General features: G+C 53.0%; 13 protein-coding genes. 8 read left to right on the top strand and 5 right to left on the bottom strand.

The features are described 5' to 3' along the window. Positions 1 to 254: 254 nt before the first annotated feature. From ALO_RS01415 to ALO_RS01380, 8 genes are all read left to right on the top strand, one after another. The gene (locus tag ALO_RS01415; protein ID WP_004092064.1) at positions 255 to 1,592 is read left to right on the top strand and encodes an MmgE/PrpD family protein; all 1,338 of its coding nucleotides are present in this window, start codon (positions 255 to 257) and stop codon (positions 1,590 to 1,592) included. 18 nt (positions 1,593 to 1,610) lie between these two features. After that, positions 1,611 to 2,984, top strand: a complete 1,374-nt coding sequence (gene dcuC, locus ALO_RS01410; RefSeq protein ID WP_004092058.1) for a C4-dicarboxylate transporter DcuC — start codon at positions 1,611 to 1,613, stop codon at positions 2,982 to 2,984. Positions 2,985 to 3,003: 19 nt separating this feature from the next. After that, complete coding sequence (locus ALO_RS01405; RefSeq protein WP_004092057.1) at positions 3,004 to 4,194, top strand: mandelate racemase/muconate lactonizing enzyme family protein; 1,191 nt, start codon at positions 3,004 to 3,006, stop codon at positions 4,192 to 4,194. 36 nt (positions 4,195 to 4,230) lie between these two features. Next, positions 4,231 to 5,124 (top strand): fumarate hydratase, encoded by an 894-nt coding sequence (locus ALO_RS01400; RefSeq protein WP_004092055.1) that lies wholly within the window; start codon positions 4,231 to 4,233, stop codon positions 5,122 to 5,124. A 2-nt stretch (positions 5,125 to 5,126) separates the two neighbouring features. Then, positions 5,127 to 5,705, top strand: coding sequence for a FumA C-terminus/TtdB family hydratase beta subunit (locus ALO_RS01395; RefSeq protein ID WP_004092053.1), 579 nt, complete (start codon positions 5,127 to 5,129; stop codon positions 5,703 to 5,705). A 64-nt stretch (positions 5,706 to 5,769) separates the two neighbouring features. Further along, positions 5,770 to 6,723, top strand: coding sequence for a phosphoglycerate dehydrogenase (locus tag ALO_RS01390; protein ID WP_004092051.1), 954 nt, complete (start codon positions 5,770 to 5,772; stop codon positions 6,721 to 6,723). A gap of 162 nt (positions 6,724 to 6,885) precedes the next feature. Beyond that, positions 6,886 to 7,536 carry a GntR family transcriptional regulator gene (locus ALO_RS01385; RefSeq protein WP_004092050.1) on the top strand — a complete coding sequence of 217 codons (651 nt, stop codon included), beginning with the start codon at positions 6,886 to 6,888 and terminating at the stop codon, positions 7,534 to 7,536. 185 nt (positions 7,537 to 7,721) lie between these two features. Then, positions 7,722 to 8,333, top strand: coding sequence for a DNA-3-methyladenine glycosylase (locus ALO_RS01380; protein WP_004092049.1), 612 nt, complete (start codon positions 7,722 to 7,724; stop codon positions 8,331 to 8,333). A gap of 135 nt (positions 8,334 to 8,468) precedes the next feature. Here ALO_RS01380 and ALO_RS01375 read toward each other — a convergent pair whose 3' ends face one another. The 5 genes from ALO_RS01375 to ALO_RS01355 are packed head-to-tail and all read right to left on the bottom strand — an operon-like array spanning position 8,469 to position 13,076. Beyond that, entirely contained in the window at positions 8,469 to 9,107 is a 639-nt protein-coding gene (locus tag ALO_RS01375) for a hypothetical protein (protein WP_004092048.1), read from the bottom strand. A 3-nt stretch (positions 9,108 to 9,110) separates the two neighbouring features. Next, a complete protein-coding gene (locus tag ALO_RS01370) occupies positions 9,111 to 9,851 on the bottom strand; it encodes a 4Fe-4S dicluster domain-containing protein (RefSeq protein ID WP_004092047.1) in 741 nt (246 codons plus the stop codon). Positions 9,852 to 9,862: 11 nt separating this feature from the next. Next, positions 9,863 to 11,083: an NAD(P)/FAD-dependent oxidoreductase gene (locus ALO_RS01365; protein ID WP_004092046.1), complete on the bottom strand. Its 1,221-nt coding sequence runs from the start codon at positions 11,081 to 11,083 to the stop codon at positions 9,863 to 9,865. Beyond that, positions 11,080 to 12,528 carry an anaerobic carbon-monoxide dehydrogenase catalytic subunit gene (locus tag ALO_RS01360; RefSeq protein WP_004092045.1) on the bottom strand — a complete coding sequence of 483 codons (1,449 nt, stop codon included), beginning with the start codon at positions 12,526 to 12,528 and terminating at the stop codon, positions 11,080 to 11,082. Before ALO_RS01360 ends, ALO_RS01365 begins: the two co-directional genes overlap by 4 nt. Then, positions 12,525 to 13,076: a 4Fe-4S dicluster domain-containing protein gene (locus ALO_RS01355; RefSeq protein ID WP_004092044.1), complete on the bottom strand. Its 552-nt coding sequence runs from the start codon at positions 13,074 to 13,076 to the stop codon at positions 12,525 to 12,527. The genes ALO_RS01360 and ALO_RS01355 overlap by 4 nt, the downstream gene beginning before the upstream one ends. Between the last annotated feature and the right edge of the window lie 86 nt (positions 13,077 to 13,162).

Raw genomic sequence — 13,162 nt, 5'->3', positions numbered from 1 at the left:
TTTAAAAAACTTCCACAATCGAAAAATGAAAAACGGCTAAAATGCAGATAAGCATTCAGGCCGTTTTTTTATATTTATTTAAAAAAATAAAAACGTTTCATTGCAAAATATAATTCTACAGAGTGCTTTTTATGGGCCATTAACTGATTATAAACAAAATAAACAAAAATTGAAAAATACATTGACGTACAATTCTATATTATATAGAATATATGATATAGAATATATTGAAATTAATAAGAAAGGAGAAGCGAATGAAAACAATGAATTTGCAACTGAGAACAGCCTCTTTTATTACGGACTTAACTTATGATGCATTATCTGCAGACCTTCAAAAAGATGCCAAATATCGCCTGTTGGACTGGCTAGGAAGCGCCTTGGCAGGGGTTGGCTATCGGCCATCCCTGATCGCTGCTGAATTTTTCCAGTCGGCGGGCGGACTGCCTCAGGCAACTGTGCTGAAGGGACAGGCTAAGGTTCCCGTGGCGGCGGCGGCTTTCGCAAATGGCATTATCGGTCATGTCGCGGAATTTGACGACGGCCACAGGCGTGCCATTGCCCATCCCGGATCTGTCACCGTTCCTGTAGCACTGGCCCTTGCCGAGAATTATAAGCGGAGCGGCAAGGAAGTGCTTACTGCTGTTGTAGCCGGTTATGAGGTTGTTATCCGTCTGGGCATGTGCGTAAACCCATCCCATTACAAAATCTGGCACACGACTGGAACCTGCGGTGCTATTGGCGCGGCAGCCACGGCGGCGTACCTGCTTAGACTGGACCGGCAGCAGACACTTATGGCGCTGGGCATTGCCGGAACGATGGGAGCTGGCTTGCAGGAAACCTTCGGCACCCACGCCAAGGCGCTTAACGCCGGACATGCCTGCCAAAGCGGTATCCAGGCTGCCTTGCTGGCCGAACGGGGTTTTACGGGGCCGGAGGAAGTCATTATGGGCAACAAAGGTTTTATTAAAGCGACAACACAGGAATACAGCGCAAAGCCGCTCGAAGAGATCGGCCTGACGCCCCTGCTCAGCAACACCGCCTTTTATAAGGTATACGCCTCATGCGGTCATACTAACTCACCGCTGGACGCACTGTTTAAGCTCATGGGCAAACAGAATATACCGTTAGCAGCCATCCGGCATATTGCGGTAACCACTTATAAGATAGCGGTGGACTTAACTGCTGGCTTGAAAAACGAAAATGAGGAAGCCGCCAAATTTTCATTGCCTTATTGTCTGGCTGTGGCCTTGATCTATAAAAAGGTTACGCTGAAAGAGTTTACGCCGGACAGATTGCACGATGCCGAGATTTTAACCTTAGCCCGCAAGATCACAGTGATGGAGGATACTGTAGCTACAGCCCAGTTTCCCAAACGCCGGGCAACTATCCGGATCGAGCTTGACAGTGGGCGGGTCATGGAAGAGACAGTTGATGACGCTAATGATGAACCTCAGTATGAAGCGCTGGAAGACAAATTCTTCTCGCTGGCAGTCAGTGCTATCGGAAGTGAAGCGGCCGGAAAAACTAAAGAAATAATTTTGAATATAGAAAAATTGGATGATCTGAACTTACTGATGCAATATTTAACATAGTTAAGGAGGAGAGAAAGAATGTTAGGATTGCTAATTGGTGCGATTGTTACGGGATGGGTAGGTTACATGCTCTACAAGAAGTACAAACCGCAGGGTGTATTGCTGGGAGCCGGCATTATACTAATGATTTGTACTGCCGTATTTGGTACAGGAACCATTTTGTCGGCCAAACAATCCACCGGTGTCATCTGGTTTGATATCTTTGAGGCGGTCAAACAACTTATGAGCAGCCGTCTGGCCGGGCTGGGCCTGACGATTATGTCCATCGGCGGTTTTGTACGCTACATGGAGCAATGCGGCGCCAACCAGGCGCTTGTGGAATTGTCAGCTGCGCCGCTTAAATGGGTGAAATCGCCGATGATCGTCATGCTTGTTGCCTATGTTATTGGGCATCTTGTCGATATTTTTGTGCCAAGTCATGCCGGACTGGGATTACTGCTTATGTTGACAGTGTATCCGATTATGGTCAATGCAGGAATCAGTAAATTGACCGCAGTGGCCGTGATTGCCACCGCGAAGTTTACCGATATCGGCCCTATTTCCTCCAATGCGATTCTGGCGGCGCATACCGCCGGACTTGATCCGGTCACTTATTTCCTGCAATACCAACTGCCTGTAGTAATCGTACCTATTTTTGTGGTTGGCCTTGCTCATTATTTTGTTCAGCCTTATTGGGATAAACGCGAAGGGTTCGCCGCAGTTCAGGATTTGGCCAAGGAGAATGCGGTCAAGGAAGCTGAAAAGGAAAAAGCGCCGGTAATTTACGCTTTTCTGCCAACATTGCCGCTGTTTCTGGTGATCATCTTCTCACCGCTGTTTATTAAATCCATTAAAATGGATGTTATTACAGCCATGCTGATTTCCACCATTGTTTCGATGGTATTTGAATTTGTAAGGCTGCGCGATATACGCCCGGTTATGGATAATATCATGACTTTTTTTGACGGCATGGGTAAACAATTTGTTGCCGTTGTATCACTGATTATCTGTGCGGAAACATTCGCCATGGGTTTGGTAAAAGTCGGAGCGGTAGATGCTTTGATTCAGGGGGCGCAGTCAGCCGGTCTCGGGCTGCAGGCGACAGTGGTTATTATCAGTTTTATCATGGTTGTCTGTTCCTTTATCATGGGTTCCGGAAATGCAAGTTTCTTCGCTTTTGCCGGTCTGGCGCCCAAAATAGCCGCCCACTTAAATGTCAATCCGGTGCTTATTTTGCTGCCTATGGAGCTTACCTCCGGTTTTGGACGCTGCATGTCGCCGATAACGGCGGCGATAGTCGCCATTTCAAGCATTGCGGGTGTATCGCCGTTTGATGTGTCCAAACGCGTGGCCATTCCGGTTACGCTGGGACTTATCGCTCATATAATTTCAATGTTTGTACTATTCCTATAAAAAACAAGGGGGAAGAAAAATGAAAATTGTAAGCGTGGATATTATTGATGTGGCAAATGATCTCCAGTCATCGACCAGCAAGTGGCGGCCAATAGTTGTCCGTATTAATACCGACGAAGGGATTCATGGCTTCGGTGAAGTGGGCATGGCCTATGGTGTGGGCGCTTCCGCCGGTTTTGGCATGGCAAAGGATTTGGCCAAGCTCATTATTGGTATGGATCCCATGCAAAACGAAGCTATTTGGGACAAGATGCAGAAGAAAACGTTCTGGGGGCAGGGCGGCGGCACGGTTGTATCGGCAGGCATGAGCGCAATTGATATTGCTTTGTGGGATATTAAAGGAAAAGCTCTTAATGTTCCCGTGTACCAGCTTCTGGGCGGTAAGTGCCGGGATAAGGTAAGAACCTATGCGAGTCAGTTACAGTTCGGCTGGGGTACCGCCAAGGCGAAATCCATTCTCGTAGAGCCGAAGCAGTATGCGGAAGTTGCGCTTCAGGCTGTTGCCGATGGTTATGACGCTATTAAAGTGGATGTAAACGAAATGGATGGTTTCGGCAATATTAAGAAACAAAATCTTTGCGGGGTGCTTTCCACTAAAACGCTTCGTCTCGGTTATGAGCGCCTGAAAGCTATGCGCGAAGCCATGGGCCCCGATGTGGATATCATTGTCGAGGCGCATGCTCTTACCGATACGGCCGCCGCTATTAAGTTCGGCAAAATGATTGAAGAACTGGATATTTTCTTTTACGAGGAACCGGTTATGCCCCTCAATCCCAAGCAAATGAAGCAGGTTGCGGATAATGTCAACATTCCGATCGCCGCGGGAGAACGCGTTTACACCCGCTGGGGCTTCCGCCCCTTCTTTGAAGACGGATCACTGACAGTTATTCAGCCGGATTTGGGCACCTGCGGCGGAATTACGGAAGGCAAAAAAATCTGTGATATGGCGCATATCTACGATATGACCGCACAAATCCACGTCTGCGGCGGCCCGATCATGACGGCAGCTTCACTGCATTTGGAATGCGCCATTCCCAATTTCGCCATCCATGAACTGCACCGGTATGCACTGCTGGAAGCAAATACGAATACCTGCAAATACAACTATTTGCCCAAAGATGGCATGTATGAGATCCCTGATCTTCCCGGTATCGGCCAGGAATTGACCGATGAAACCATTGACGCATCTGATAAGGAAACGGTGAAATAAGATAGCGAAATCGGGATTGGCAGGGAGGTAAGAATAATGGGAGCTTTTACTATAACTTATGAAGAAGTCTACGAATGGATTAAAAGAAGCTGCACCCATGTATCGGAAGACAGTCTTGAAATTATGAAAGAGGCATTGGCAAAGGAAGAAAGCGCCGGGGCCAGGGCTATGCTTTCTGCTATGCTGGAAAATGTGGCTATGGCGGACGAGCAGACTAAGCCTGTTTGTCAGTCGCCGGGCTTTCCGACGGTGTATATCCGGTTCGGCAGTACTGAAGGTGTTGAACTTTTGCGAAAATACCTGCCGAAGGCAATGGTGGAAGCAACCGGCAACGGTTACGCCCGGCCCAGCATCGTGCATTCGCTGAACCGGTCGAACCCGGGAAACAACTCGGGTGATGGTGTTCCCAACATTGAATACCAGTATATCCCCGGTCAGGAATACATCGAATTGATTGTCAGTTTTAAAGGGTGCGGCGCTGAACTGGGCAATATCTACAAAACCATGACAACGGCTCAACTGGGCAGTGACTTAAAAGGATTGAAGAAGCTGGTATATGAGACGGTGGTTAATGCCGGCGGCATGCCCTGCCCCCCTTCTGCAATCGGCATCGGTATCGGTGGCCAGATGGACGTGGCAGCCAAACTGAGCCGGGAAGCGATCAGTACGCGGGACTGGCGGGATGAGAACCCTGATCCACAGCTGAAGCAGCTGGAGCAGGAACTGCTGGAAACCATCAATAAGCTTGGCGTGGGGCCTGCCGGTATTGGCGGCAGCACGACCTGTCTGGCGGTAAAAATCGGCATGGCGGCCACTCATACGGCCATTTGTCCGGTCGCGATCAATTTTCACTGCTGGGTGGCCCGGCGGTTTGGCGTTCGCTTGTACCGGGACGGGCGCCGTGAATATCTGTTTGGGAAGGAGGCCTAGCCGTGGCTGTTTACGAATTAACATTACCGTTGTCAGATCAGGATGTTGAAACGTTGAAAAACGGTGATACCGTATATTTGACTGGTGTCATCTTCACCTCACGCGATATGGGACATCTGGAAATCAAGAAAAGCCTCGAAGCCGGCAAAGCCCTGCCAGTTGACTTTACCGGAAGCGCTATTTTTCATGCAGGACCCGTTGTTAAAAAGATTGATGAGGACTGGGAATTAATTGTCATCGGTCCAACGACCAGCATGCGCATGGAGCCATATGCGGAAATGGTAGGGCAGCTTGGCGTCAAAGCCGTCATCGGTAAAGGCGGCATGCGCGAAGGCAGCATCAAGGCCTTTAAGAAGTATAAACAAGTCTATCTGCAGGCTGCTCCCGGCTGCGCGGTCAAGCTGGCCGCCGCTGTGAACAAGGTAGAGGGCGGGTTCTGGCTGGAGAAGGGCATGCCGGAGGCGCTTTGGGTGCTGCATGCGGAAAGGTTTGGTCCGTTGGCGGTGACAATGGACTCGCATGGCAACAGCATCTATCAGGATATAAAAGAGCAGGCCCTTAAAATCATCGAAGCTTTATAAACAATTGGCAAAAACCCCACAAACTTTCGCGAGTTGTGGGGTTTTTTGCAGGGGAGTGCATAGCATGAACAAAAAGGTTTTAGTTTCCGCCCTGTCTTTCCGGCGGTCAGAGGCGGCGGTAAAGTTTTTGCAAGAAAGCGGCTGCGAGCTTGTCTTGAGCCAGGTGGAACGGGCGCTTAAGGAAAAAGAACTGCTGGCATTGCTGCCGGGTTGCGCCGCTATTGTGGCCGGCAACGACGAAATAACTGATTCCGTTATTACCGCCAGTGTCCCTGAATTGAGAATTATCGCCCGCAGCGGGGTGGGGTATAATACGATTGACCTGACGGCAGCGCACCGGCATGGAGTTGCGGTAACCAATACGCCGGGCGCCAACAGCAAGTCGGTAGCTGACCTAACGCTGGGGTTAATGCTCGCTCTGGTACGCTCCATTCCCCGGTTGAGCGGCAAGCTGCATACAGGAGTATGGGAGAAAAGCATAGGCGGGGAGCTGGGAGGCAAGACGCTTGGTATTGTGGGAACGGGCAATGTCGGACGGGAAGTAATGAAGCGGGCCCAATCGTTTGATATGAAGATTATTGCCTATGATATATATCCCCGCCTGGAACTGACGGAAGCTTGCGGCGTTGTCTACCTGCCGCTGGAGCAGGTTTTGGCCCAGGCCGACTTTTTATCGCTGCACGCGCCGGCGCTGCCGGAAACGGTCAGCATGATCAACCGGCAGACGCTGGCGCTTATGAAGCCGACGGCTTTCCTGATCAATACGGCGAGAGGGGATTTGGTAGTTGAAGAAGATTTGAGCGATGCTCTGCGGTGCGGCAGGCTTGCCGGAGCCGGGCTGGATGCCTTTATTAGCGAGCCGCTTGAACGGAGTTGTTTATTCGGGTTGTCCAATGTAATTCTGACGCCCCACATCGGCGCCAGCACGCTGGAAGCTTCCGAGCGGGCCGGTTTGATAGCTGCAGAGGAGGTCGCGAGAGTGCTGCAGGGGCTTGCTCCCCTGCATTCGGTTCGCTAAATAAGTAATCGGCAGAATTTCCACTGATGCAGAACCTAGTCCTTCAATATTGACAATATTTGTAGCATGTTATATCCTATATAGGATATAGAATATCGAGTTTGAAACAATCGTTATAATGGGACCCAACAGCTGAGGAATAGTTTTGAGGTGTGGAATGTAATGTCGATTGCGCCAATAACCAAATCTGCTTCAATTTATAATGAAATTAAGCGAAAGATTCTGGAGGGAGAGTTTCCCCCGGGCAGTCATTTAGTGATTAAGCAAATTGCAACAGAATATGGACTCAGTGATATTCCCGTACGGGAGGCCTTAAAGGAATTGCGAGCGGAGGGACTGGTGGAGACCATTCCGCATGTCGGTTCACGGGTGGCAAGCTTTTCACCCCAAAATATTAAGGACATGCTGGAAATGCGTGAATGCTTGGAGACTTTTGCCGCGGAACTTGCGGTGCAAAATGCTGACGACAGCCTAATTCAGAAGCTGGAGGAGAAGTATGCCGAAGCCAGCCAGGCGCTGGCCGACAACGATATACAAAGATACGGTGAGCTTAATAAAGCGTTTCATCGTCTTATTATTGAGGCAAGCGGCAATCAGCTTCTAATTCAAACTATCAGTGATTTAATGGAATCAGAAAAAAGAATGCGGATGGTTTTTCAGATTTTTCCCGAGATCCTCCAGGATTCACACAAAGAGCATCAGCAAATGCTCCAATATGTTAAGGAAAGAAATCCTGCAGCTATGGAACGATTAATGTATCATCATAAAAAACGCTCTTTCGATAAAATGCGGGTATATTTTCAAATTCAGTAAAATGAAACGTGTATCCCAGGTTTTCAGATTCGGCCCGGCGGTAGGAAAAAAGGTGCTTTATACAGACTCGAGTATGCCGTAAGATGAGTAAGGGAAAACTATGCCATCATTGGTGATGGTGAGAATGAAGAAGGCTCCTGCCAGATCGATTGGCAGGAGTTTTCTATTTAAAGGAGCATTGCAGCATGAAAAAATTAGATCGAGAATTCTATAACCGGGATTCCCTGATCGTTGCGCAAGAACTTTTAGGTAAGATACTGGTGCGCGAAATAGACGGACAGAAGCTCTCTGTAAAAATTGTTGAAGCGGAAGCATACATGGGCGTCAGCGATAAAGCCGCCCATTCCTTTGGGGGAAGAAGAACGCCGAGGGTGGAAGTGATGTATGGCGGGCCAGGGTTTTCTTACATATTTCTTGTTTACGGCATGTACCATTGCTTTAATATTGTTACGCGGGAAGCAGGAACGCCTCAAGCCGTTCTGCTAAGGGCTGGTGAGCCAATGGGCGGCTTTGATTTCATAGCGCAAAATAGGTTTAAGACGGCATATCATCAGTTAAGTAAAAGCCAAATAAAGAACTTAACAAATGGCCCGGGGAAATTATGCAGAGCGTTACTCATTGATAAAAGTTTAAACGGGGAAGATTTATGCAGTAATAAGCTGTATGTAGAAGAAGGCGAAAACGAAACATTTCAGGTAGTATCTTCTAAACGGATAGGCATTGATTATGCCGGGGAGGCCAGGGATTATCCCTGGAGATTTTATATCGATGGTAATGTCTATGTGTCAGTAAAATAACGATCACCCAAACGATCTTAAAGGACATAGGGATAAAGCTGGAATAGCAACAATGCCCGGAACCCTGAAGTTCCGGGCATTCTTTCTTATGCAGCATGTTGATACATTCTTCTATTTGCGTATTATAGCACCATTTTATTTCACCGTAACGCTAAACAAGGCGCAGTACTCGTCAATCAGCGCCGCTGCCCGGGCCGGGTTGAAGATCCCGCAGCGGCATGGTTTTGCCAGTTCGATACCCGCTTCCTGAGGTGTCATCTTCCCTTTTTTCACCTGGCGGACCAGCCGGCGCACCAGGCCCTGCGCTACCATGCCGTGCCCGCACATCGTGGTCACCTGGGAGATCTCCTCTTCCGGCATCTTGTCCGTTTGGCCCAGCACCCCCAGGGAATGTTCCACAGCGTGCGGCTGGACCCCCGCCCGGGCGCAGCAGGCAAAGAGTTTTTCAAACAGGCCGGAAATCGTGAGCGACATGCCCAGCTCGACCTGCTTCACCTCCGCCAGCAGCGCCGTCAGGTCTTCCTCATTGGCCAGGACAGCATGGGTGCTGCTGATCGTCAGCTTGTCATACAATTCCCCGTAATCCGTCACATATTGGTTGCCGAGCTTGACATCGCCCAGATTCACCGGATTGTGTCCGTGAGCGATCTGCAAAAACTTCTGCAGCTTGGGCCTGGCGTCCTCATGATTAAAGCCCCGGGCCGGCATGGCGTGCATGGGAAAATCATGGGCCAGGTTTTCCGGCGTACCCTGTCGGTGCAATGTATGAGACATGGCTTACCCCTCCTTGGCCAGCGGCCTGCCCAGACCGGTATTCATTTTTCCGTTGGGCCGGAACGGCCAGTTCAGCTCCCGCAGAATCGGCAGGGTCGGCACTGTATTGTCCTCTTCCAGCACGGTGATCAGGTCGACGCAGAATACACAGTCGACCTCGCCGGACACCCGGCGGATGGCGGCCAGGATTTCGGCCGTCTTTTCTATGGGAACGATCATTTCGATAATCGCGGAAAGAACCTTCTCGTTTCTGACCTCTTCTTTATAAATACCGGTGTGGGGGTCAGCCATCAGCCGGGTGCAGGGATTATTCGGCTCAAATTCCACCCCCAGTCCGGCCAGGGCGACAGCCACTTTCTCGATATCCCGGAACCGGGCGCCGACACTGGGGCGTCCCATTTCGCAGGAAATGCCCGCAAAGCCGCGTCTGATCCGTCCGGTCACTTCATTGGTTTTGATCTCTTCCGTCCCCCGCCCCGGCACCTTGGTCTCCCGGTGCTCGACTGTCGGATCGCTGAAGGCGGAACGTACGGTGCGGGGCCATTCGTACTGCGGCATAAACAGGGCTCCGGCGGAGCAGACCGCCGCCCTCAGACAGACCCCGCAGTCCACGCATTCGTCTTCGTCAATCTCGTAATATAATTTCCCCGTGTGGGGATCACGCCGCCTGGCCGCAATATTGCCCAAGGTGCAGAACTCAGTGCACTGGCCGCAGCCGGCGCATTTGTTTTTATCAATGCGCATAACATCCCTCCTCACAATGCCAGCAGTTCAATATAATCCAAAGCCTTGCCCGGCCGGAGGACATCCTGGCGGGCAAGGACGCCGGCCAGCACTCCCGACTGACGGATATCCCCCATCAGCACAAACCCCTGGAGCCGATTGTTTTTCACTATCAGCCTGCGGTATGCGTTTCCGTCCTGCTGAACCAGGATTTCAGCCTCAGAGCCATTCTGCATATAGCCCGCTGACACCAGCGGCACTCCGGCGATTTCCACGCTGTTGGCGGCTACATAGCCGGCATACTGCTCCTGACCGCCTGCCATGTTGCGGGCAGCGATGATCCCCTGTTCCACCGCAGCCGGCCAGCCGGCCGATGTCGTCCGCTGGCCCCGGATATCCGCTACTTCCGCGGCATCCCCTGCGGCATAAACATCGTCCTGCGACGTCCTGAGACAGGCATCGGTGACAATGCCGGCTCCCAGCGCCAGGTCTGCTGTCTCAGCAAGAGCGGTCTCCGGCTTGACGCCGGCAGCGCAGATTACCAGTTCGCAAGGCAGTTGCCGTGAACCGGTTCTGATGCCTGTCACCCTGCCGCCGCTGGTTTCCACCGCGTTTACCTGAACAGAGGTGAGCAGTTCCACGCCTCCGGCCCTGACGGCCGCTTCCAGGATCGCCGCTGCCGCGGCATCGAGCTGCTGCGGCAGCACCCGGTCCATACGTTCGACGACAGTCACGCGCAGCCCCCGCTTGCGGAGGGCCAGCGCGGTTTTCAGACCGATCAGCCCCGCTCCGATCACAACGGCGGCCCTGGCTGCGGTGGCAGCCTGGGAAATCGCCTCGGCCTGGGCCAAAGTCCATAGGGCGAATACCCCGTCCGCGTTCATGCCCGGCAGCCGGGGAACAACCGGACGGGCGCCGGTAGCCAGCAGCAGCCTGTCGTAATGCAGCCGCCGGCCGGAGGACAATTCAACACTGCGGTCACCCGGGCAGATCCGTACCGCTGGCTCGCCGGCCACGCAATCAATGCCCTTTTCCTGAAACTGACCGGGCCTCTGCAGCAGCGCCTCCCGAGCCTCGCGCCTCCCGCCGATGATATCAGGCAAGTCAATCCGGCTGTAAAAACCTTCTCGTTCATTACTGACAATCATGACGGCTGAATCACTATCCAGCCGTTTTAATTCATTGGCCGCCGCCGCGCCGGCCGCGCCTTGGCCGATGATCACACACACGGGTTTCGTCTTCCCCTGGCTCATTGGCCGGTTCCCCGGTCCAGAGCCTGCAGCAGCGTCACAGTGTCCGGTAACGGCAAAAGACCGTTATCCCGGCCAAGATTGTCCGGGATAACGTCAAATCCCAGCCAGGCGGGAAGGCCGGCTGCGGCAAATCCGGCGGCTGTTGCCAGAACTTTATTATGGTTTATCTCCGGGAAAACCCCATAGACTGGCAGATTTTCCTGCCGCAGCACCGCGGCGATCCGAAGCAGTTCACCGGCATCATGGCAGGAGCCGATGTGCAGCACCGGCGGCGTATCAGGTGGCAGAACACGGCGCAGCGCATAGCTGCCGTTGTCCCAGCCGGGGCGGCACATTCCCGCCTTCGCCAGGGCGGTTCCGGCACAGCCGGCGGTTATCACCAAATAGCCCGCATCGACCAGGGCGGCAGCCAGGCTGACCGGCCGGGCATCCTGGGTATTCGCCACTGTGCCGCAGCCACCCAGATACACGACACCACGCAGGTTTCCAAGACGGAACTGTTCAGTTACGCTCCGGAACAGATCGGTGCTATTATCAATGGTAAATCCTATGCAGGCGGCGCTTCTGACCGCCGGAGCGGCTGTTTCCAAGCCGGATCTGCGCTGGAAGGACTGACGGGCCGTGCGGACAGCCCCGGCATAATCCGCCGTCAATGAAGCATCTGCCGCCCTTACCACCGGGATTCCCCGGCTGCCGGCCAGTTTAATGACAGCCGGCATGACGCATTGTTCGCCGATGACCAGCAAATCAACCAGGCCGGTTAACAGCGGCGCTTCCTGGGAATCATAGTTGGTCAACAGCGGCAATCTCAGACCGCCGTTGAGCTCATTGCCGCACATACCGCTGAAACTGACGGGGACACCCCCGTCCAGGGCAGCGGCCCGGAGCCCTGCGGCGAAGGTTCCGTCCACATGTCCGTGGAGCACAATGTTCACCGAATCAGAGTGCAGGACGCCTATATTCACGCCGACAACATCAGGCAGTCCGGTGTCACCCGCCGTCCGGCGGCTTTGACAGATGGCTCCCAGCGCCGCATTCGTATGGCGCCCGATGGCAGCCAGCCGCAGCCCGGCAGACTCGAAGGCCAGCATTTCATCGTTCGATATCGCCAGGTCCCGGACGGCCTGTTCACTGAAGCTTTGCCCCGCCTGGGCCGCCAGTTTGGTCAGCGCCAGAGCGCCGTCCGCGGCCTTGCGCAGGAAGCTCCCGGCTGCCAGGTCGTATTGATCCCGGCCGCATACGGTTTGCTGAGTTTCCGCCCCAAAGGGATTCGTTCGGCAAGGTCCCTCCTGACAGTCGGTACAGCAGATAGACAGCCGGCCAAAACCGCACTGGGGCTGCATGGCTTCGGCCCGGTCCCAGACCAGCGGCATCCGGCTGCGGTGTGCGGTCAGCAGCACCTGGTTGACAGCCGCGTCCAGGGATTTTTTGTGTACATCTTTCATGGCTTGTCATCCTTTCCTGTGAATTCAAGGGCTACTTTGCCCGCACCGGGATTTTCCAAGGCAAACAGCACCAAGCGCCCCCGTTTGGCCAGCAGCACTTTTTGAAAATCTCCGGCATCACCCTGGCTGAGCGCACCGGTGGGACAGGCGCTGACACAGGCCAGTTCTTCCATGTGCATACAGGCGTCGCACTTGACCGCCACCTTGTAAGCGCTATGGGGAATAATCGCCCCAAACGGGCAGGCCATGACACACATCCAGCACCCCCGGCATTTTTCCCGCTCAACGAATACCGCCTCAGTCGCTTCATCCCGGCGCATAGCGCCGGCAGGGCAGGCTCTGATACAGGCGGCATCCTGGCAGTGGCGGCACTGCAGGGGAAAGCTTCGGCCCGTGGTGCCGAAAACTCCTACCCGGGCAGCCGGCAGCGGGGTTTCCCGGACAGAACCAAGCAGGGTCCTGCTGACAGAATCGCGCTCTATCGCACACTGCAGTTCACAGGATTTGCAGCCCAGACATTTTTCCCGGTCAACCCAAATCCGTTTCATAGCTTACTCCCTCCCCAAATGTACTAAATATACTTGATGATATAGAAAAGTCCTTGATTGACGCAATCGGCAGAATCGTTCAACCA

It is taken from the genome of Acetonema longum DSM 6540, assembly GCF_000219125.1.
In the GTDB taxonomy this organism is placed as follows: Bacteria; Bacillota; Negativicutes; order Sporomusales; family Acetonemataceae; genus Acetonema; species Acetonema longum.
This window is presented reverse-complemented; position numbering and strand designations above follow the sequence as displayed.